This window comes from Shewanella sp. SM55 (assembly GCF_025654025.1).
GTDB classification, from domain to species: Bacteria; Pseudomonadota; Gammaproteobacteria; order Enterobacterales; family Shewanellaceae; genus Shewanella; species Shewanella oncorhynchi.
Genome location: NZ_JAKKRS010000011.1, coordinates 58,582 through 80,575, shown reverse-complemented (window position 1 = coordinate 80,575; position 21,994 = coordinate 58,582). Strand labels below are relative to the sequence as shown.

General features: G+C 45.6%; 13 protein-coding genes. 8 read left to right on the top strand and 5 right to left on the bottom strand.

The window, feature by feature from the left end; genetic code table 11:
• Positions 1–32: 32 nt before the first annotated feature.
• The 4 genes from L5L91_RS14465 to lptM all read right to left on the bottom strand — a co-directional run bounded on the left by L5L91_RS14465 (position 33) and on the right by lptM (position 3,056).
• A complete protein-coding gene (locus tag L5L91_RS14465) occupies positions 33–662 on the bottom strand; it encodes a DUF484 family protein (RefSeq protein WP_173496192.1) in 630 nt (209 codons plus the stop codon).
• Entirely contained in the window at positions 659–1,486 is an 828-nt protein-coding gene (gene dapF / locus L5L91_RS14460; protein WP_105250436.1) for a diaminopimelate epimerase, read from the bottom strand. Before dapF ends, L5L91_RS14465 begins: the two co-directional genes overlap by 4 nt.
• Positions 1,487–1,562: 76 nt before the next feature.
• Positions 1,563–2,807 (bottom strand): diaminopimelate decarboxylase, encoded by a 1,245-nt coding sequence (gene lysA, locus L5L91_RS14455; protein ID WP_168825915.1) that lies wholly within the window; start codon positions 2,805–2,807, stop codon positions 1,563–1,565.
• A gap of 57 nt (positions 2,808–2,864) precedes the next feature.
• Complete coding sequence (lptM, locus tag L5L91_RS14450) at positions 2,865–3,056, bottom strand: LPS translocon maturation chaperone LptM (RefSeq protein ID WP_168825920.1); 192 nt, start codon at positions 3,054–3,056, stop codon at positions 2,865–2,867.
• A 79-nt stretch (positions 3,057–3,135) separates the two neighbouring features.
• On the opposite strand from lptM, the gene cyaY reads away from it, so the two are divergent.
• A complete protein-coding gene (gene cyaY, locus L5L91_RS14445) occupies positions 3,136–3,465 on the top strand; it encodes an iron donor protein CyaY (RefSeq protein WP_105250439.1) in 330 nt (109 codons plus the stop codon).
• An 83-nt stretch (positions 3,466–3,548) separates the two neighbouring features.
• Here cyaY and L5L91_RS14440 read toward each other — a convergent pair whose 3' ends face one another.
• Complete coding sequence (locus tag L5L91_RS14440) at positions 3,549–5,960, bottom strand: class I adenylate cyclase (RefSeq protein WP_263236975.1); 2,412 nt, start codon at positions 5,958–5,960, stop codon at positions 3,549–3,551.
• Positions 5,961–6,162: 202 nt separating this feature from the next.
• Between L5L91_RS14440 and hemC the strand changes: the two genes are divergently transcribed.
• From hemC to L5L91_RS14405, 7 genes are all read left to right on the top strand, one after another.
• Positions 6,163–7,095 carry a hydroxymethylbilane synthase gene (gene hemC, locus L5L91_RS14435; RefSeq protein WP_131523367.1) on the top strand — a complete coding sequence of 311 codons (933 nt, stop codon included), beginning with the start codon at positions 6,163–6,165 and terminating at the stop codon, positions 7,093–7,095.
• A gap of 4 nt (positions 7,096–7,099) precedes the next feature.
• The gene (locus L5L91_RS14430) at positions 7,100–7,840 is read left to right on the top strand and encodes a uroporphyrinogen-III synthase (protein ID WP_263142975.1); all 741 of its coding nucleotides are present in this window, start codon (positions 7,100–7,102) and stop codon (positions 7,838–7,840) included.
• A 60-nt stretch (positions 7,841–7,900) separates the two neighbouring features.
• Positions 7,901–9,082: a uroporphyrinogen-III C-methyltransferase gene (locus L5L91_RS14425; protein ID WP_263197086.1), complete on the top strand. Its 1,182-nt coding sequence runs from the start codon at positions 7,901–7,903 to the stop codon at positions 9,080–9,082.
• Positions 9,079–10,245, top strand: coding sequence for a heme biosynthesis HemY N-terminal domain-containing protein (locus tag L5L91_RS14420; protein WP_168825925.1), 1,167 nt, complete (start codon positions 9,079–9,081; stop codon positions 10,243–10,245). Before L5L91_RS14425 ends, L5L91_RS14420 begins: the two co-directional genes overlap by 4 nt.
• A 433-nt stretch (positions 10,246–10,678) precedes the next feature.
• On the top strand, positions 10,679–18,325 hold the full coding sequence (locus tag L5L91_RS14415) for a beta strand repeat-containing protein (RefSeq protein ID WP_263236973.1): 7,647 nt from the start codon (positions 10,679–10,681) through the stop codon (positions 18,323–18,325).
• Between the two features lie 90 nt (positions 18,326–18,415).
• The gene (locus tag L5L91_RS14410) at positions 18,416–20,593 is read left to right on the top strand and encodes a type I secretion system permease/ATPase (protein ID WP_105250446.1); all 2,178 of its coding nucleotides are present in this window, start codon (positions 18,416–18,418) and stop codon (positions 20,591–20,593) included.
• Positions 20,590–21,972, top strand: a complete 1,383-nt coding sequence (locus tag L5L91_RS14405; protein WP_263236971.1) for an HlyD family type I secretion periplasmic adaptor subunit — start codon at positions 20,590–20,592, stop codon at positions 21,970–21,972. Before L5L91_RS14410 ends, L5L91_RS14405 begins: the two co-directional genes overlap by 4 nt.
• The last annotated feature ends 22 nt before the right edge of the window (positions 21,973–21,994 follow it).

Below are 21,994 nucleotides of genomic sequence, written 5' to 3'. Positions count from 1 at the left end.
AGCTTTGGGTGAGCACTATAGCTCAACGACCGTTACAGCTTTGCAAGCATATGCGCCAGTAAACGCCGCAACTGTTCCAGCAGCATGTTATCCATATCAGGATGAAAATGGGTGACATCTTGACTAGCAATGGCAAAAATCACTGGGTTGTCTTCCGACAATTTAGTCAGTGCCACCGAGCCCACTTCACTACCAAATAACCGTTTGGCTTCTTGTTGCGTTAGCCGACCAAAATAGTGACCTTTATGCAGCCTTTGATCCCATATTGCCTTCATATCGGCATCGAGAACGCTGATCAAACGCACATGACTGAAATTAAACTGTAATTTTAAACTGTCGGCTAAGATTTCTTTGAGTGACACTAGATCGGCACAATTCAGTAGTTGGAAGGATAACTCAGTATTGAATTGGTAAATTTTCTCGTTGCGCGCCGCCATCGTTAACAGACTGGTGATCTCTTCTTCCAACTGGCTGACTCGCTGGCGTAGCATTTCTTGACGACGTTCCACCAAAGAGATGGCGCCGCGCTCCAGGTGGGGCAGACGCATTGCCAGCAATAGCTCGGGATAGCGATTGAAAAAATCAGGATTATCAAGCAGATACTCGCGAATAATCAACTCATCAAAGGGCACATTCGTCTGCGGCATCAAGGGCTCTGTCATAACTGAATTTGTCCATCATAAACATGCTGCGCTGGACCCGTCATCCACAAAGGTTTCCCCTCGCCTTCCCAGTTGATGGTTAAAGTACCGCCGGGTAAATCCACCCGCACTTGCTGGCCGAGCTTCCCTTGCACTTGACCTACAACCACGGCCGCACACGCGCCAGTGCCACAGGCCAAAGTTTCGGCCGCACCACGTTCATACACCCGCAGCTTAATGTGGCCCGAATCTACTACTTGCATAAATCCCACATTCACACCACGGGGAAAGCGCTCATGCTTAGTGAGCATGGCACCAATTTCAGCAACAGCGGCGCTCGCCACATCTTCAACGTCGAGCACACAATGGGGATTGCCCATAGAAGCCGCGCCACATAAAAACGTTTGCAGTGGTGTTTGCAGTAAATAGGTTTTTTCGGCTTTCTTGGCTTTAAAGGGGATCAGACTTGGTTCAAGAATAGGCACGCCCATATTCACGGTAACTGTACCATCTCGCTCTAAACGCAGAGTCATCTTACCTGATGAAGTGCTAACACGGATTTTACTCTTATTGGTCAATCCTTTATTGCGCACAAAACGGGCAAAACAGCGGGCGCCATTACCGCATTGTTCGACTTCAGTACCATCGGCATTGAAGATGCGATAATGAAAATCTAAATCGGGATCATAGGGCGGCTCAACCAACAGTAATTGATCGAAACCTATGCCAAAGTTACGGTCGGCTAAACGGCGGATCTGCTCAGGCGAAAAGAACACGTTCTGCGTGACCCCATCGACCACCATAAAATCGTTACCCAGTCCGTGCATCTTAGTGAATTGGATCAAGATACTTATCCTTTAAGCCGAGGCGCCGCTCATTAAGTATGAAACCAAGCGCCTGAATCAATATAATTTTTCTAGTTTACGGCAGGAGTTGCTCACCTTGCCAGAGCTGAGACAATTTTTCTCGCTCACGCACTAAGAAAGCGTGCTCACCATCGACCATGACTTCGGCCGCACGAGGACGCGTGTTGTAGTTAGAGGCCATCGCAAAACCATAGGCACCACTCGAACGCACAGCAAGTAAATCCCCAGCCACTAAAGCCAGCTTGCGATCTTTACCTAAAAAGTCACCGGTTTCGCACACTGGACCAACAATATCAAACTCATAGGCCTCAGAGTCCCTTGGCACGACTGGGATAATATTTTGCCATGCGCTGTAAAGTGCTGGGCGAATTAAGTCATTCATCGCGCCATCGACAATCGCAAAACGCTTGTCGCTGTTTTCTTTCAGATACAGCACCTGAGTAACAAAAATCCCCGCATTAGCGGCAATCGCACGGCCCGGTTCGAAGATCAGCTTCAGTTGACGGTCGCCCATACGCGCTAATATGGCGGCGGCATACACATCAGGATGCGGCGGAGTTTCAGCATCATAGGTCACACCTAAACCGCCACCCACATCAAAATGCTCAATGACAATACCTTGTTCAGCCAGACGATCGATCAACGCTAGCATACGATCCATTGCATCGAGGAAAGGTTGAATTTCGGTTAATTGCGAACCGATATGGCAATCGACACCTTTCACTTTTAAATGTGGCAAAGCATGGGCACGGGCAAAGACGGTTTCGGCCTCATCCATAGCGATACCGAATTTATTTTCTTTAAGGCCAGTCGAAATATAGGGATGAGTACCCGCATCCACATCGGGATTGACTCGCAAGGAAACTGGCGCCACTTTACCTAAACGACCTGCGACCAAATTTAACTGCTCAAGCTCGGCGCTCGACTCGACGTTAAAGCAATAAATGCCCAGATTAAGTGCCTGTTCCATTTCGGCCGCAGTTTTACCCACGCCAGAGAACACCACTTTAGCGGGATCGCCACCCGCTTCAATCACTCTTGCTAACTCACCACCCGAAACGATATCAAAACCACTGCCTAAACGTGCCAACACATTCAGTACGGCCAAGTTCGAATTAGCTTTAACCGCGTAACAAATCAAATGTGGATGATCTGCCACGGCGTTATTAAAGGCATGCCAATGGCGCTCTAGCGTGGCGCGGGAATAAATATACAGCGGCGTACCATAGGTTTGAGCTAAGTCGGCGACCTGGCAGCCTTCGGCGTGCAGGGCATTTTGTTGGTAGAGAAAGTGATCCAATGTCTGATTCCTTACTGCGCTTTATCGCTGCGATAGTGATGATAGTTATAGCTGCTATTATTGTTGTGTTTTTTGTACTTCGATGGCTCGAATTTCGGTTTTAATCTCTTCTACTTCAGGCTCAGGTTTAGACGCCTCAACCTTTTTAGGCTGATTCACCTCTGTGGCCGGAGATCGATAGAGGGGGCCCTTCTGGCCGCATGCAGTAATGAATAGGCTACCAAGCAATAACAATAAAAACAGTCTCATTTTTCTCAACATCTGTGCATCTGGTGACTAATGGCCTTATAATCGCACCCATCTTGACGAAAGCAAAGGACAGAAATGCATGGCCATGACAGATACAGAATTTCACCAGCTCGCCGATGACATGTTCCAAGCCATAGAAAATGCGATTGAAACTGCGATTGATGAGCAAGATGCCGATCTTGATATCGATGCCAGTGGCAACGTATTGCAATTAGAATTTGTTGATGGCTCTAAGATAGTGATCAACAAGCAAGAACCTTTGCATGAGATTTGGGTCGCCACACGCTTTGGTGGATATCACTTTGGTTTTGTTGAAGGTAAATGGATGGACGGACGAAATGGCGGCGAATTTATGCCATTCGTGCAAGAGTCTATCGAGCGCCAAGGCGGCATTAAGCTTAGCTTCTAATCTAAGCCTGTCGTAGTGCAAAACCGTAATAGTACAAAACAATAATGGGAGCCTTGGCTCCCATTCTTTATGTTAAAAACCAGCTAAAACTCAGTGTCTTGATCGCTAACATCGATACCGAAAGGCGCCACCGTTAACTCTCCGGCTACCCGCACTAAATGGAAAAATTGCGGAATATTAAACCTGGCCCGTGAAGCATAATGCTCATCGAACACATAGTGATGGCTCACTTTATTTACCAACTCGGCCATGTTTGATCCCGCCTGCACGTAATGGCTTAGTTGATTTTCCTCATCGAGGATAAATACATCCAAGTTATCGACCCGTTGGCGTAGAAAATACTGAATCGCGCCTTTAGCTGCATAGTTTTGCACCACTTTCGGCATACTCGAAAAGGGATCGTCACCTAATTCAGGCCGCGGCAATAGTACAAGATGACTGCGGGATAACTGTTGATAAAATGACTTGGCATCGCTCAAGTCCTGATAGGCCATGCCTAAAGGATTAAAAAAGATCCCATAGCGAGTACGGCTTATCTGTAGTGGCTGCACTAAGGTGCTGGATTGCTGCACTTGTTGGCACAAACGCATAATTTGTTTTAGTAGATTTTTCACTGCTAATTTAAGCTGTGGGCGTAACTTCTGTGAACAGCTGATCACATCCATATCCACAGGTAAACTGGCCCGTCTTAGCCCCGGCGTCACAAAGGCTAAGGCTTGCAATACCGCGGTATCGCCTTCGAAGCGATGACACTGCCATTCACCCCAACTATTCAAGCAAATTGCATCTAACGCACCAAGCATATTGGCTTTTTTACGCCCGAGTGAGAACACGTTCGCATTCATCACATCGACCATCATTTCCTGTCCTTGCCATTCAATGGTGGGATCGCAATCCAGATTGAGCACGAAAATCAGCTTACGAAAATGCCATGGCTGGCATAAGTCACGTTTAGATACACGCCAATCGTGGTCGATAAAATTCAGTAACCGCTTTGAAGCTTCGGTAAGCCGTTTCGACTTTGCCTTACTCTGACCATATTCATGCCATTGAGTACTCGGCGTCGAGATCCCATTTAAACATGCCCAAATCATTAAGGCTGAAGGGGTTTTTCCCTTACATATTGCCGATTCGCCTAACAAATTTTGTGGCTGAGGCCCTTGTCGATACAGATAATATTGACGCTCGCGGGAGCTTGAGACCATAGTCACTTCGGACTCAGCGACTGAAGCACTCCACAGCAGATTCAGCTTAGCGATTTGGTCTTCATCTTGACTAAAATAGGTATGCAACTTGCGAGTCAGCATTCCCAAATCTTCGATCCGCAAACCTTCATTTAACTCATGTGTCGATGCGAAGCGTAATAAGGTTTGATAGCTCGCTAATAACAGTTCATTCAGTTGCTCGTTAAACCAATTGAGCTGGCCACTATGCCAATGTTCACAATTGTCTAAAGTGCTAATCAGACTATCTGGCCATTGCCAATCCTGCACCAGCTTTTGCAATTTAGGATAACGCCAATCTTTGCCCTCTTGGGTTCGACTCAAGTGCACGCCACATTTTAAATAGAAGCAGCGCCGCACTATCTCTAGTCGGCGAGTATCATTCTGCTTAAGTAAATAGGTTTCGATAATCTCATAGATAGAGTAATAGGCATCATTCGACGTCGAAAAATCACCGGCGAGCGTTTTCTGCCATAAGTGATCACAAAGCAGAGTTGAATGGGGATAATCACTGGCATAAGCCTCGAGTAGCAATACTTTAATCAGCGCCTTATGGGGCTTTTCTAAGCCCTTGTAGAGCTGCCATAACGAAGCACCAAAGTACTCACTCGCAGGTAATTCATGTACATCGCCTAGGGACAAGAGCGCAGGATTGAGTTTAGCGTCTGGCCACCATGCAATCGTTTTACCCGCCAAACGAATTTGGCTGCGATAAAACTCTTCAAGTAATAACCAATGTTGCATACTACCGCTATGCTCATGGGCCATTGCGGATTGACATCCACGAACGGCTTTACCGCCACAAAACTGCTGCGGATGAACTAAGTAAAAATTCACCTCAAACTGATACTCGGCAAACCAAGCAGTCAATCGAGTCGCTTTAATCTTGATTAGCGCCAAATCCTCAGCACTCAGATCAGCCCTATGTACTAACCAAACATCGACATCGCTCTTGGCATTTTGGCCAAAACTGCCAGTACTCCCCATCGCATAAACGCCTTCAAAGGCATTGATATCCGCTTCTTGAGTAGTAAAAGGCAGCGAGAACACATCGCAGGCCTGGGACTCAGTCTCACCAACCTGATACTCGTTGATTCCACAGGGCGTATTGGCGGCATGATAGCCAGGATACTGAACACCGTTCTGGTGAATTAAAAAAGGGATCAAATGGAATAAGTGTTTTTGTAGCGGCGATAGCAAAGCTAAGGCGCGTGCAATACGTACCTTATTAAGTCTTTCTGCTATATCAGGAAACTGTATTTGCCGATCCATTCAAAAACACAACACTTAAGCACTTATGGGAAATGTGCTCATGTTAACACTTTTACAAACTCGAGCAACTAAACGTGAAACCCGTCACACTTTCACGGTATCTAGAACATCGCCAACTTCAAAGAATCGATACGGCTTCCTTACATAAACGATTTGCCAATGTTAGCATTGGCGCAACTAAGATCTTTGATGGAAACTAGGCATGTCTGAGAACCGCATACGTATCGCAACCCGCAAGAGTCCGCTGGCCATGTGGCAAGCTGAATTTGTTAAAGCCGAATTAGAACGCATTCACCCCGGTATTGTGGTGGAATTGCTGCCAATGAGCACTAAGGGCGACGTTATCTTAGATACGCCGCTAGCCAAAGTGGGCGGTAAAGGTTTGTTCGTCAAAGAGCTTGAAGTCGCCATGTTAGACGATCTTGCCGATATCGCGGTGCACTCAATGAAAGACGTGCCAGTCGACTTCCCAGAAGGCTTGGGCCTTGAAGTCATTTGCGAGCGTGAAGATCCCCGCGATGCCTTTGTATCAAATTTATATAAATCGATCAGCGAATTACCATTAGGCGCAACTGTGGGCACCTCGAGCCTACGTCGTCAATGCCAACTGCGCGCATCACGCCCTGACCTTATTATCAAAGATTTACGCGGTAACGTAGGCACTCGTTTAGCCAAACTTGATAACGGCGAATACGATGCCATTATTCTTGCAGCTGCAGGCTTAATCCGCCTGAAACTGTCTGAGCGGATTGCTAGCTTTATCTCTGCCGAAGAATCCTTGCCCGCCAACGGCCAAGGCGCTGTGGGTATCGAATGTCGCACCAACGACGCACGCGTTAAGGCCCTACTGGCACCATTAGAACATTTAGAAACGCGCTACCGTGTGATTGCCGAGCGCGCGATGAACACGCGCCTAGAAGGTGGATGCCAAGTGCCGATTGGCGCATTTGCCGAAATCAATGGTGATGAGATGACATTACGCGGCCTAGTCGGTAACCCTGATGGTAGTGAAATCATCGAAGGCGTGATCACAGGTCCAAAAACCGACGCCACGCAATTAGGGGTTGCCCTTGCCGAAGAGCTATTGAGCAAAGGCGCAAAAAGCATACTCGACGCTGTTTACGCTAAAGCATAAGTCGATGAAAGTCTTACTGACGCGCCCTGAAGGGCGCAATCAGTCCATGATCGATGCCTTGAATCAGCAAGGCATTAGCCATTGGGTTACACCTCTACTGTGTGTCGAAGCAACGCCGCCCATCACAACGAATAACTCGCACCCACTGGCACACGCCGATATGATTATCTGTATCAGCGCTAATGCAGTCAGCTTTGCCGACTATGCCTTAACAACCGCTCATTCTCGAATAAAAGGCTGGCCTCAAGCTCAATATTTCGCAGTAGGTCATGCGACTTGGGAAGCATTAAATCAGCTCGGCATTGAAGCCCTCGAAGCCCCAGATGATTGTCAGCAGACCGAAGGTCTACTCACGCTCGCGCCTTTGCAAGATATTAAAGGTAAGCAGATTACGATCATACGTGGCGTTGGTGGCCGTGAAGCCTTAGCTGAACGACTGGCTGAGCGCGGGGCAACAGTGCGCTATTGGGAAGTATATCAACGGGCTTGTCCACCACTCAATGGACAACAGATCGCACAACAATGGCAAGAGTTTGGCATCGACACTATTGTCGTCACCAGCGGTGAAGTACTGGATAACCTGATTAATCTAGTGCCAAAAGAGTTATTTGCATGGCTGCGCTCATGTCATATCATAGTCCCAAGTAACCGAGTAGAAGCTCAAGCTCACGCCTTTGGTATAACCCAAGTCACCAATGCCAATGCCGCCAACAGCAAAGCCGTGCTAAACGCCCTTAAACTCTAAGCGCTATTTAGCCCGATTTAACTCGAATTTCGGCAGTAGCATGTTTTCAAGGACTGTTAAATGGATAACAACAAGCACGACGCAAAGAGCCCTGAATCACAGGCTACCTCTATTATTGAACCATCAATAACGACTGATGACACGCCCATAACTTCAGCGCCATCAACTGAATCCCAAACAGCCAAAGCCACACCTTCAAGCACGTCGAGTCAAACGCCAGCATCCAATAGAAGCTCGTGGGCGATTCGCTTTGGGGTGTTATTAGCGCTGGGTTTAACCGCTTGCACCCTTGGCGGCGGTTTTATGTTATACCAACAGATGCAACAGCAACTGCTGGCGCAGGATGCGAAAAATATCGCCCTGCAGGACCAATTACAGCAAGCCCTGCTACAACCCAATCAACGTATTGGCCAGCTTGAACAGCAACAACTGAATGATGCTAAGACCTATCAAGAATTAACAAAATTGGCAGAAGACCAAAATCAACTGCAGGACAGGATCAATAAACTTGCCCAGCGCAGTCCAACGCATTGGATGGCGTCAGAAGCCGAATATCTAGTAAACATGGCGGGCCGTAAACTTTGGTTAGAAAAAGATCCCCGCACCGCCACCGATCTATTAAAGTCGGCGGATGAAACCATCGCCGCCATGAACAATCCCGCTTTGCTACCTATTCGTAAGGCTCTGGCAAAAGATATCGCCGCGACTGCAAGTATTAAAACCACAGATATTGATGGTAGTGTATTAGCCCTCGATGCCTTAATTGAGCAACTCGATAAACTACCCCTTAATCGCACCGATGCAGAAACCGATGCCCCTGAAGATACAAACATTACTGGCGATTTAAATGACTGGCAGAGCAACTTAGGGAAGACGTGGAAAGCGTTAACCCAAGACTTTATCACCATACGCCATAGAACCGCCGATGCACCCGCTTTACTTGCTCCTGAGCAACAGTGGTATCTGGTTGAAAATATTCGTCATAAACTGCTGCAATCTCAACTTGCGTTATACCGCTACGACAGAGCCGCTTATCACCAATCATTAATGATGGTGCGTAAGTGGATTCAAACCTATTTTGATACTCAAGATCACAGCACTGCTGAAGCCATCGCCAAAATCGATACATTGGCGACATTAGAACTTGATCCTATTACTCTGAAATCCTTTGCTGCAAAACCTCTGCTATTACAGCTGACAAGCTATGGTGAGCTGACCTCATCAGAGGATGTGCCATTATGATCAAGATATTAATTTTCTTAGGAATAATACTAATAGGGCTCTGCATTAGCCCTTGGTTGGTGGGCAACACAGGTTATGTATACATTGCGGCAGGTGACTACCAGATTGAGACCAGTTTAGTTTTTGGGATCATTGCCTTAATTGTATTTTATGCCATGTTCCAAGTACTAGAATGGTTGGTGATTAGCGCCATTAATCTCATGCTGCGTAGCCGTTTTATTCCTCGCCACTGGCGCCGTCGCTCCGCGAAAAAGCATACCTTAATGGGTGCACTGGCTCTGGCAGAAGAAGATTGGCCAGCAGCAGAACGCGCTATGATAAAAGGCGCCGATAATGGCGAACTCCCTGCACTTAATTTACTTGCAGCGGCTCGTGCTGCCCAGTACCAACAGAAAATAGCAGAGCGTGATCAATATCTTGACCGTGCAGCAACACAACCGCTGGCCGCGAATGCCGTCGCAACCACGCGTACTCGATATCTGTTAAAACAAGGTGAGTTAGCTTTAGCCCGCACCGAGCTCGATAAATTAGCCCCCACAAGTAAGAGCAAAGCACCGGTACTCAAACTCGCCCTCGAGTTATATCGAGCGCAAGAGGATTGGGATGCGCTCAAGCTATTATTACCTATTTTGAAGAAACGCCAGATCCTAGATGACACCCAGCTAAATGAACTCAATGTAATCACTCACTGCGCTTTACTCAAAGCCGCAACCATTAAAGGCGAAGAAGCCTTAGAACAATGCTGGCAGTGGTTATCTCGCAGTGAGCGCAATCAGTCTGAGTTTTTGGCGATTTATGCTGTGGGTTTATGCCGCTTTAATCGCAAAGAGCAAGCGCTGAAGCTACTCTCGAAAAAATTACGCACTGCTCCTGAATCTGCACTTTTAGAAGTCATTCCAGAAATAACGACAGCCCAAGATACAGAAATCCGTAAGCAGTTACTCAAGCATGAAATCACCCATGAGAATAATGCCGACTACCAGATGTGCTTAGCTAAACTTTATCAGCAAACACGGGATATGAAAGAAGCCAGAACCTGCTGGCAAAATGTTTGCCGACTCGAACCCACAAAAGCCTCTTGGTTGGCGCTTGCACGGATTCAAGAACAGTTAGGTGAACAAGGTAACGCAAATCAAAGTTATCGTCAGGCGGTTAATCTGTAGTTCTACAATGCCTGCAACCTAGTCGCCGTGATTTGAGTAACGAAAGATCACGGCACTTGCCAATGCTGGCATATTAAAACCCACTTAACTTGCCAAAAATGTTAAAAACTAGATCGTGTCGCTTCTTTTCCGTAAAAACCACTCTCCCAATCCAGATTAATTTCTTATAACTATGCTTAATCTTAGAGTTAAAAAGTACTAAATACGGCCCTTTTTATAGATATAGCTACTACATCTAGTTATAGGTCTAAAAATTGTCACTTTTGCGCATTAAGATCCGTAAAACCGCATAAGAGCAGGCAACACAAGCGCGTCAAAAAATTGACTTAAGTCGTTTCGTTAGCTAAAATTCCACCACTTGTATCACAGTGCGACATATTTGTTGGACTTGTGCGTCTATGGATTAACACACTTTGGCTGTTGGGAGCTTACTATGGGATCGGTAATTACATCAAAGAAAGGTTTGCTTAAGTTAGTAAAAGGGCAAATCAATGTCGAAGTTGATGGTTCAAATCAACCCGCTAAGGATGGCGAACAACTCCCTAAAGGTGCTGTGCTCCATATTGGAGAAAACGCAACCTATGAAATTACCTTCGATGATGGCACTAAGCTATCAAATGAAGTCGCGCCCAGCGAAACTACTGCAGCAGCCTCTGGCACGGCTAACGAAGCAGCCCTAGATGAAATTCAAGCATTACAAGATCTTATTGCATCCGGTGAAGACCCAACTCAGAACCTACCAGAAACCGCAGCAGGCAACACACCAGGCAGTGATGGTAACTCGGGCTATGTCACTCTAGCCCGTAGCGGCACAGAAACCATTGCAGCTTCAGGCTACTCAACAAGCGGCCAAGCACTGACTGGAACGACGGTTAATATTCCACAATTCACCATTGCAGCAGACTCACCTTCAGCACTTGCTAATGACAGCAACACTTCCAATGAAGATACTGTAGCGACTGGCAATGTGCTCGATAACGACACTGATGTGGATTCCACTCTAAGTGTTGTGAGCTTCGAAATCAGCGGCACCACCTACGCAGCAGGCACAGAAGTGACTCTCGAAGGTGGTATTTTAGTTTTAAATACCGACGGCTCTTACACCTTCACGCCGAATGAAAACTGGAATGGCCAAGTACCTGTCATTACCTACACAACCAACACGGGCTCAACTGCAACGCTAACCATTAATATCAGCCCTGTCGATGATCCTTCCATCCTTGCAAATGACAGCGCCACAGTTGCAGAAGACACTGTAGCTACAGGCAATGTGCTTGATAATGATTCCGATATCGACAGCACCCTTTCCGTTGTCAGCTTCACCGTGAACGGCGATACTGTTACCGCTGGCACCACCGTTTCCTTAGAAGGCGGCAGCTTAGTCATCAATGCCGATGGCTCTTACACCTTCACGCCAAATGCAAACTGGAATGGCCAAGTACCAGTCATCACCTACACCACTAACACTGGCTCAACAGCCACATTAACCATTAATGTGACCCCGGTTGATGATGCCTCTGCGTTAGCCAACGATACTAATACCGTTGATGAAGATACCGTTGCCACCGGTAACGTGCTCACCAATGACAGCGATGTGGATAACACCTTATCGGTCGTTAGCTTCACCGTGAACGGCGATACTGTTACTGCCGGCACCACCGTTGAACTTGAAGGCGGCAGCTTAGTCATCAATACCGATGGCTCTTACACCTTTACGCCTAATGCAAACTGGAATGGCCAAGTACCTGTCATTACCTACACCACTAACACTGGTTCAACAGCAACACTAACCATTAATGTTAACCCTGTCGACGATCCCGCTGACATCACGCTCGGTAACGGCGACAGCGATGCTGGCACCGTCACCGAAGACGGCGATTCCGACACCCTGCCAGGCACAGTACAAACGGTGGCCGGCACCTTAACCGTCACCGACGTCGACAACGGCGAAGCGGTATTCCAAGTGCAAACCAATGTCGCCGATGGCAACTACGGTTTCTTCAGCATYGATGCCGACGGTAACTGGACCTACACCTTAAACAACAGCCACAGCGACGTGCAGTCACTCAAGGCGGGTGAAACCCTGACCCGTGAYATCACRGTCACCAGTGCCGATGGCACCGCCAGCCACACCGTGACCATCACCATTGTCGGCGCGAACGATCCCGCTGACATCACGGTCGGTAACGGCGACAGCGATGCTGGCACCGTCACCGAAGACGGCGATTCCGACACCCTGCCAGGCACAGTACAAACGGTGGCCGGCACCTTAACCGTCACCGACGTCGACAACGGCGAAGCGGTATTCCAAGTGCAAACCAATGTCGCCGATGGCAACTACGGTTTCTTCAGCATTGATGCCGACGGTAACTGGACCTACACCTTAAACAACAGCCACAGCGACGTGCAGTCACTCAAGGCGGGTGAAACCCTGACCCGTGACATCACGGTCACCAGTGCCGATGGCACCGCCAGCCACACCGTGACCATCACCATTGTCGGCGCGAACGACTATCCAGTAATAAATTCCGTATCAAATGCTACGGTATCTGAAGAGGGGCTACTTAACGGTATAATTGATGTTATTGGTAATTCTGATACTACAGATGATGTTTCTGCTAGCGGCACAATAAATATTAATGATGTTGATGGTGACTCTTTAAGCGTTTCACTTTCTGGCCCAACAGAATTAATGTCAGGCGGACAAGCTGTAAATTGGCTCTGGGATGCGAATACACAAACACTAATAGGCTACACAGGTGTTATTGGCGGCTCTTCCTATGTTGAAGTTATGGCTGTAGTTCTAACCGCTCCAACTTCTGGTGATTCCAATTGGACCTATTATGTGACTTTAAAGGCACCACTTGATCATCCAGACACTACATCTGAAGATACTATTACATTCGATATAGGTATTACTGTTAATGATAATCATGGTGGCACCTCTACAGGTAGCTTTAGTGTTACGGTTGAAGATGACGCACCTGAAATCGCATCTATTAGCCCTGTCGAAGTAACGAATATAGATATTCCTGATACTTTAGTCGGTCTATTCTCTCTAACTGGCTATAGTGGCAACAACAATCTTCTTGATTTTGATGGTTTTACGATCACAGCCAAAGGATTTACTTCATCAACTAACTCAAGTTTAATTGATGCCGCAATCTTTGGTAGTGGTAGTGGAATAGGTGTTAGTAGTGTTGATGCCCCTTATCATAATCTCGCGAACGAAGTCGATTTCCGTAAATTTGCAGATGGAAGTTCTGCATCTGAAGAAATCATCATTACTCTCGATCCAGGAACTGTTGCCTACGGCGTGAATATCCAGTTTTCCCATATGTTTGGCGGCGAACTAGAAGTCGGTGTCGTCGAGTTTTGGCGAGATGGCCAACTTATCGCAACTCAAACATTTAGCTCTGACGCTAATAGTGGTGACTATGCTGCTAATTTCCAAGTCTTACAAGGCGGATTTGATACCATGGTTATCAAGGCGCTAGATAATGGTCAAGGGCCTCACAGCAACGATAATAGTGATTTTACAATAACGGCAATTGAATTTACTGGTTCACCAACCCCTCCAGCAATCGCTTTTGCTACGGGAGTAATCAGCCCAGAGTGGGGGGCTGATGGTAAAGGCTCATTAACGTTGACTGGCAGTACAGAAAACAATTTGCTTACAGCATCAGGCAGCACAATTACCATTACTCAAAATGCAAATACGCTTACTGGTATAGATGAAAATGGTGAATTAGTATTTAGATTAGAATTTACACCTGGAACAGGCACTTGGGAGTTTTTCCAATACCAAGAAATGCTCCAACCTTCTGATGGCGATATTGATTTCACAGTAAGAGCAACAGATCGTGATGGTGACTACACCGACGGTTCTTTCTCGGTTATTCCGCAGTTATACATAGCGCCACCTTCTGCACCAGAAGTGACCATTATCGATGACACTAATAATGACTCGTATTTAAGTCCTACTGAAGTAGGAAATGACGACGTTCAAATACAAGTCGAAATTGATGCTGCTGATTTTGCTGCTGGAGGCTATGTCAATCTCACTATTACAAACAGTGGTGTAACAACCAATGTCGAACTCAAACTGGTCAACGGTGAACTGCAACTTGCAAATGGTTCTCCAGCAACAGGTTTTAGTTATAGTAATGGTGTCATCAGTTGGACCGAAAGCACACCTGCGGCAGGCCAAAACATTACAGTAATCGCCACCCAAACAAACTTTGCCGGAAATACTTCTCCTTCCGGCTCTGACAGTGCAGCTGTTTATCTGCCTGATAATCGCCAAATCGTTGTTAATGAAAGTGATCTTCATGACAATATTCCTAATGTTGTCTCAAGTACAATTAGTTTTACCGCAGGAAACCAAGCACTGACACAGTTCCGTTTTAATGAGTCCACCATTAACGCTGCGACCAACCTTGCTGCTGGTGTAAGCATAGTGTGGGCCATTGCCGCAAATGGCGCGCTAATAGGTTCGATAGATAGTATTGACGTGATTCAATTAACCCTCAGCGGCGGCTCAATTGCTGCTGGTACAGCGGGTGATGTCACAATTAATGTTGAACTTCTCGATAACATAAAACACTTGAATGCTCTCGATGGCACAAATCTAAATTCACTGATCAATGGTATTATTATTGAAGCTGTTAGCGCCGATGGTAGCGTTTTGACTGGTAATTTAAGCATCGTTATTAATGACGATCTAATCTCCATCGACCCTGTAAGTACCTCTGGAGTAAATAGCTCTACTGCTGACAACATAGTAGGCGCCCTCAATATTATTGGAGCCGATGGTAATGATCATACCCTTGATGATAATTACAGCATAAGCCTTACAACGAATATTACGGGATGGAATGGAACAACAGTTACATTCGCTAACTCCGGTATTACGGCCGATGGATTAACTGTCTTTTACTACGTTGATCCAGCTAATCCAAATGTGCTTATTGCATATACAGATACCAATGGTACAGCCTCTGCCTATACGGGAGCAGCCAACCAAACGTTAATATTTACATTAACGACTGATTCTAATAGCAATGAGTACACTTTCGATATCAATCAAAGCATTGATGAACTTTCGACTATCCAAATCGCAGGCTTAGTTGGTGGACAGGGCGGTATCGGTGACGCTGTCTACGTCACGAGCAATAACTCAGCGAGTGGCTATGGTGTCTATAACGATATTTCTAAAATCCCATCAGGGGAGAATATTGCATTCACACTTACCGCCCGAGATCAAAATGGTGATCTTGGCCGTGTCAATGGCACCAACAACGGCTTTGGAGTTGACAATCCAAGTGTTAGTGGTAACGAAGTTTTAATTGTTAATTACTCTGAAGATGCTGCGACTGCGAGTTTTAATTTTACAGGCGCGACATCAATTCATTTTAAAGCCTATGATGAACAAGGTAATCTGCTAGGTGAAGGAAATATTACCAGCGGCCAAGTCATCCAGAACTTAGGTTCGATTGGTTATATTGAATTATCAGCTTTAGCAGGGACAAACTTCCAATTTACTGGCACAACTGCACAGACAATTGTGAGCTCCACTCAAAATGTCGATTTACATTTTGATGTAACAGTCACAGATAGTGATGGTGATACTAATACTGGCGGATTTAACGTCCATCTTGAAGCACCCAATACAACCCCAATCGCACCTGTTGCTCTAACCACTAACGCTATTGCAAGCCTTAACGAAGCTGACTTGCAGGCTGGCGCCCCTGATATGAGCGTACAAACACTCAGCTTTAAGTCCGGTAGCAACTCCATTGGTAGCTTCCAATTTGGTGATTTTAGTAGTATTTCCGTAACTGGTATTAATGCTCAAATTCATTGGGTGATAAATGCTGCAGGTCAATTAATCGGTACCGTTTATGGACGCGAAGCACTTCGCTTAACTTTAGATTGGGATCGTATTAATGCAGGAGAACAGGGAGATGTCACAGTTACCGCAGAATTACTCACTAATTTACCCCACAGCGTAAATGTGGATAATCTTACGGTAAATGGAATTAAAGTTGTTGCTATCGATGGTGCGGGTAATACAGCACATTCCACTGTCACTGTTAATGTTGCTGATGATGTGGATATTGCAAAAAATGATACAGACCAACTGGATGTTGTTGTTGACTCATTTAAGTTTTCTGGAGTTGTTGCTAATTGGCAAGGTACTACTGGTGGTACAAATATCACTAAATATGATGGTCCAGATAACGATACAGGCCTAGATCAGATTCGTTGGGGTGACCCATCTAGTTGGTATGGAAGCCAATCAGGCTATGGCTTTTTGGATAACGATGCAGCTTTACAGGGCTCGCTATCGCTCAACCAGGATATCGTTTTGGGTACATTTACCCACTACAATTATTCAATTACATCAGGTACATCTATTACTGCAGCCACAATGCAAGTGACCTTTAACGTCACAGATGCATACGGAGTAACCACACCTGTAACCTTAACACTTAACTTCAATCATAACGAAACACCTAATACGAACGACCCAATTGCTTCACGCGATATTGTCACTGTAGGGCAAACTAGTGTGACCTTCAACTATGAAGGTCAAGTATACACAATGCAAGTTATTGGATTTAAAGACACTAATGGCAATATTGTCACATCTATCTACACGAATGAAGATGCTGCGACAAGTTACCAACTGGTTGTACGTATGGTTGCCGGTAATGGGTATACCTTACCAAACACTGACGGTAATGTGTTGACAAACGATGTAGTTGGAGCTGATGGTCCATTGACCATTATTGGGGTGGCCAAGGGCGATCTTACCAATACAGGCGGTGTATCTGGGCAAGTAGGTTCAACCATAACGGGCTTATATGGCACTCTGGTACTAAATGCAGATGGTACCTATAAGTACCAACTCACAGCAAATGCAAGCCAATTACCAGCAGCAGGAGCGTTAGAAACCTTCACTTATACCATTCGAGATAGTGACGGTGATGTATCAAGTGCAACCTTGAAAATCAACGTTAATCCCGTCAATAGCGATGGTATTAATATTGCGGACGCCAACCTTATTACCACTCAAGGTTCTAGTCTGAATGACACTATGGTCGTTGTTAATGGTGAAAATGCTAATAACCAAAACCAAAAAATATTGAACGTCAGTTTTGGTGGTGGCCAAAGCGGTATCATCACAAACAGTAACGGCAAAGAGGTTATTGCTTCTGGAGCTAACAATAAGAGCTATAGCACTACGGATATCCAAATCGTTAATAGCGGCGAAGGTAACGATCATATTGAAACCGGCAAAGGTAACGATGTTATCTATGCGGGTAAAACAGGCTCGACTGGATATGGTTCCGATGATGCTCTTGAGCTATCAGTCAATACGCTCCTAAATCACCATATTATGACGGGCGAATTAACTGGCTCTAACAGAATGGTTGATAGTAACGGCCTATTATTGGCTAATGATGTCGCTTCACATAACGCTGATATTGTAAATGCTGGCAGCGGTGATGATCGAATTTATGGTCAATCTGGCTCTGACATTCTCTATGGTCATACTGGTAATGATTATATTGATGGTGGTAGCCACAACGATGCACTTCGTGGTGGAGACGGTAACGACACCTTAATTGGTGGACTCGGTGATGACGTCCTGCGTGGTGATAGCGGCGCTGACACCTTCGTATGGCGCTATACAGATGCAGACCAAGGTACTGACCACATCATGGACTTCAATGTAAGTGAAGATAAGCTTGATCTGAGTGATTTACTCCAAGGAGAAACGGCTAATACGTTAGAAAGCTATCTGAACTTTAGCCTAGATAGCAATGGCTCTACCGTTATCGATATAGATGCAAATAAAGATGGAGTTATTGATCAACATATTGTGCTTGATGGGGTTAACCTCTATAGCCAATATGGTGCAACTGATAATGCGGGTATTATTAATGGCTTACTCGGTACCAATGGTAGTGGGCCGTTAATTATCGATACCCAGCCTGTAAATCCAGAAACACCGCAGGGATTAACTAGATTTACTGATGATCCTAATACCAATGGCAATGTGATCCCTTAGATAAAATCGTTTGGATGGCCTATAGAAATATAGGCCATCATGACCGATACTTGCCATAACCATATAAAAATCCAAAGGATAAGTAATTAGGTGTCTGCTGCAGCTTCTGAAAAAATTGATCAATGGACCATTTCAGCCTCACAAAGAGTGTTAGTGGATCCTTTGCTGGATTGTTTAGTGTTACTCACTGAGCATTTTGGCAATCCGTGCTCGAGCGATTCGCTTGCGGCAGGTTTACCCTTGTCAGGTACCGTGTTATCACCCGACTTATTGCCTCAGGCGGCTTCAAGAGCGGGTCTAGCGGCTAAGCTATCTCGAAAAGGCTTAAACGAAGTATCACCTATATTGCTCCCCTGTATTTTATTATTAAAAGACAAAAAAGCCTGTATATTGCGAGAACTTGATGTTGCATCAGATAAAGCAATTATTCAATTACCCGAGACAGGCGGTGAAGAGACACTGACAATTGAGTCGCTCGAAGCCTTATATGTGGGATATTTATTCTTAGTCAAACAAGAATACCGTGGCGACATGGGCTTTGATGTTTATCTACACGATAATAAAACCCACTGGTTAGTCCAAACCCTCAAAGATTCAGCCCCCATTTATCGTGATGCATTAATCGCTTCTGTATTGGTGAATTTATTCGCCTTAGTTTCACCGTTATTTATTATGAATGTGTATGACAAAGTCGTCCCAAACCTCGCCTTTGAATCCCTTTGGGTTTTAGCGATTGGTGCGGCGATTGCTTATATGTTCGATCTTATCATGCGGCAACTTAGAAGTTACCTCATCGATGTTGCAGGAAAAAAAGTAGATATTATAGTGTCTTCGCGACTTTTTGCTAAAGCGATAGGCATTCCCCTAGAAAAACGTTCTCCTAGTATCGGCGGCATGGCGAAACAGTTAGGTGAATTCGATAACATTCGTGAAATTTTAACTTCGGCAACGATCACTACTTTAGTCGATCTCCCCTTCGCGATATTTTTCTTAATTATTATTTTTATTGTCGCTGGTGATCTCGCTATAGTTCCAGTCATTGGTGGCATCATCATTATTGGCTTCACGCTTTATATTCAACCTAAACTCAAAGCGGCAATCGAAGAAGGCAATAAATTTTCAAGCTTAAAACATGGGCATTTAATCGAGAGCTTATCAGCGCTAGAGTCAATTAAAGCTAATGGTGCTGAAGGAATTGTGCAAAAAAGCTGGCAACAGATGATAGGCCACAGTGCAAACTGGCAGTTAAGGTCAAAAAAGCTCTCCAACTCAGTATCGAACGTAGCGAACTTTACGGTGCAATTTACCGTTGTCTGTGTGGTGATTTTGGGCGTTTATCGTGTGGCTGATAATGCGATATCTATGGGCGGAATTATTGCTGCGGTCATGCTATCGAGCCGTGCCATTTCACCTATGGCACAACTTGCAGGCCTGATGACTAGAGCAAACCACACAGCCAGTGCACTACGCCAACTGAATGAAATCATGACTCAAGAAGATGAGTTTGAAAATAAAGGACATTTAGTTAGCAAACAAAGACTCATAGGCAAAATCAATGCTGATCATGTTGGTTTTAGTTATCCCGGTTCTGAAAAGCCTGTGCTGCATCCGATGTCGCTGACCATAAATCCCGGCGAGCGTATTGCAATTATCGGCCGTAATGGTTCAGGTAAAAGTACGCTAGCTAAGTTACTGGTCGGGCTATTTCAACCCACGGCAGGAAGCTTGCGCTACGACGGCTTAGACTCAGCACAGATTCATCCGAGTGATTTACGTCGTAATTTTGGATACCTACCGCAAGATGTCACCCTATTCCATGGTTCTATTCGCGACAATATTTTATTTGGTACACGTCAAGTCACTGAACATCAACTCATCCGCGCGGTACAGCTTTCTGGTGTGAGTCAATTCACCAACCTAGAAGCAGAAGGCCTAGACCAACAGGTCGGCGAAGGCGGCATGTCACTCAGTCGCGGACAAAGACAAACTGTCGCCCTTGCTCGCGCCACACTGAATGATCCCCCAGTGTTACTGATGGATGAGCCTACGGCGAGTTTAGATGCTCGCGCTGAACAACAATTTATTCGTTCAATGCAAAATGTCAGCAAAGATAGAACGTTAATTCTTATTACCCACAAGATGCATTTATTGCAACTCGTCGACCGCATTATTGTACTTGAACGCGGCCATGTGGTTGCCGATGGACCTAAAGCAGAAGTGCTAGAAAAACTCAATTTTGGCCTAGTGAACGGAGAGGCTAAAAGATGAGTAAACATTTAACAACAAACGACTTAGACATGGTTGATGATGTCTATGGCGCCATGATGACAGACGCTCCCAGCGGACACAGATTAATCATATGGGCACTTGCTGCTATGGTAGCGTGTTTTTTACTGTGGGCGGGGTTTGCTCAATTAGATAAGGTTACTACTGGAACGGGAAAAGTGATTCCTTCATCACAAGTTCAAGTGATCCAAAGTCTAGACGGCGGCATAATGCAAGAACTCTACGTTCAAGAAGGTGAGATAGTCACAAAAGGGCAGCCTTTAGTGCGTATTGATGATACCCGCTTTCGCTCCGACTTTGCTCAACAAGAGCAAGAGGTTTATGGCTTAAAAACCAATGCTATCCGCATGCGTGCCGAACTCGACAGCATTCTAATATCAGACATGACCTCTGATTGGCGTGAACAAGTGCTCATCACTAAAGAAGCATTGGTATTCCCTGAGGCTATCATTGCTGCGGAACCCGCCTTAGTGAAAAGACAACAAGAGGAATACAACGGGCGCTTAGATAACTTAAGTAACCAACTTGAGATCCTTGTACGTCAAATTCAACAAAGACAGCAAGAAATTGATGATCTCGCCTCTAAAACAACGACATTAACGACGAGCATGCAGCTAATATCCCGCGAGCTTGAACTCACTCGACCTTTAGCCAAAAAAGGTATTGTTCCTGAAGTTGAGTTACTCAAACTCGAACGCACGGTAAACGACTTGCAAGGTGAATTGAATTCAATGCGTTTACTCCGCCCTAAAGTAAAAGCGGCATTAGATGAGGCTATCTTAAAACGCCGTGAAGCCGTATTTGTTTACGCTGCAGAGCTGCGCGCGCAGCTCAATGAAACTCAAACCCGCCTCTCTCGCATGAATGAAGCACAAGTTGGCGCGCAAGATAAAGTCAGTAAGGCGATTATCACCTCCCCTGTTAATGGCACCATTAAAACCACGCATATCAATACACTGGGTGGTGTAGTGCAACCTGGAATCGATATTATCGAGATAGTACCGTCGGAAGATCAACTGCTGATAGAAACTAAAATCTTGCCTAAAGATATCGCTTTCTTACATCCAGGATTACCCGCCGTAGTGAAAATTACCGCCTATGATTTTACCCGCTATGGCGGCCTTAAAGGAACTGTCGAACATATTAGTGCCGACACTTCTCAAGATGAAGAAGGCAATAGCTACTATCTCATCAGAGTTAGGACAGCAGAATCTAGTTTAACCAAAAACGATGGCACACAGATGCCAATTATTCCGGGGATGTTAACTTCAGTTGACGTTATCACGGGACAAAGATCCATACTTGAGTACATTTTAAATCCAATTTTAAGGGCTAAGGACACAGCGCTCAGAGAGCACTAAGCCTTTTTTTTATAAACCGGGA

Coding starts and splice junctions, on each gene's coding strand:
- L5L91_RS14465 (WP_173496192.1), bottom strand. CDS start 662: ATGACAGAGCCCTTGATGCCGCAGACGAATGTGCCCTTTGATGAGTTG.
- lptM (WP_168825920.1), bottom strand. CDS start 3,056: ATGAGACTGTTTTTATTGTTATTGCTTGGTAGCCTATTCATTACTGCA.
- cyaY (WP_105250439.1), top strand. CDS start 3,136: ATGGCCATGACAGATACAGAATTTCACCAGCTCGCCGATGACATGTTC.
- L5L91_RS14440 (WP_263236975.1), bottom strand. CDS start 5,960: ATGGATCGGCAAATACAGTTTCCTGATATAGCAGAAAGACTTAATAAG.
- hemC (WP_131523367.1), top strand. CDS start 6,163: ATGTCTGAGAACCGCATACGTATCGCAACCCGCAAGAGTCCGCTGGCC.
- L5L91_RS14430 (WP_263142975.1), top strand. CDS start 7,100: ATGAAAGTCTTACTGACGCGCCCTGAAGGGCGCAATCAGTCCATGATC.
- L5L91_RS14425 (WP_263197086.1), top strand. CDS start 7,901: ATGGATAACAACAAGCACGACGCAAAGAGCCCTGAATCACAGGCTACC.
- L5L91_RS14420 (WP_168825925.1), top strand. CDS start 9,079: ATGATCAAGATATTAATTTTCTTAGGAATAATACTAATAGGGCTCTGC.
- L5L91_RS14405 (WP_263236971.1), top strand. CDS start 20,590: ATGAGTAAACATTTAACAACAAACGACTTAGACATGGTTGATGATGTC.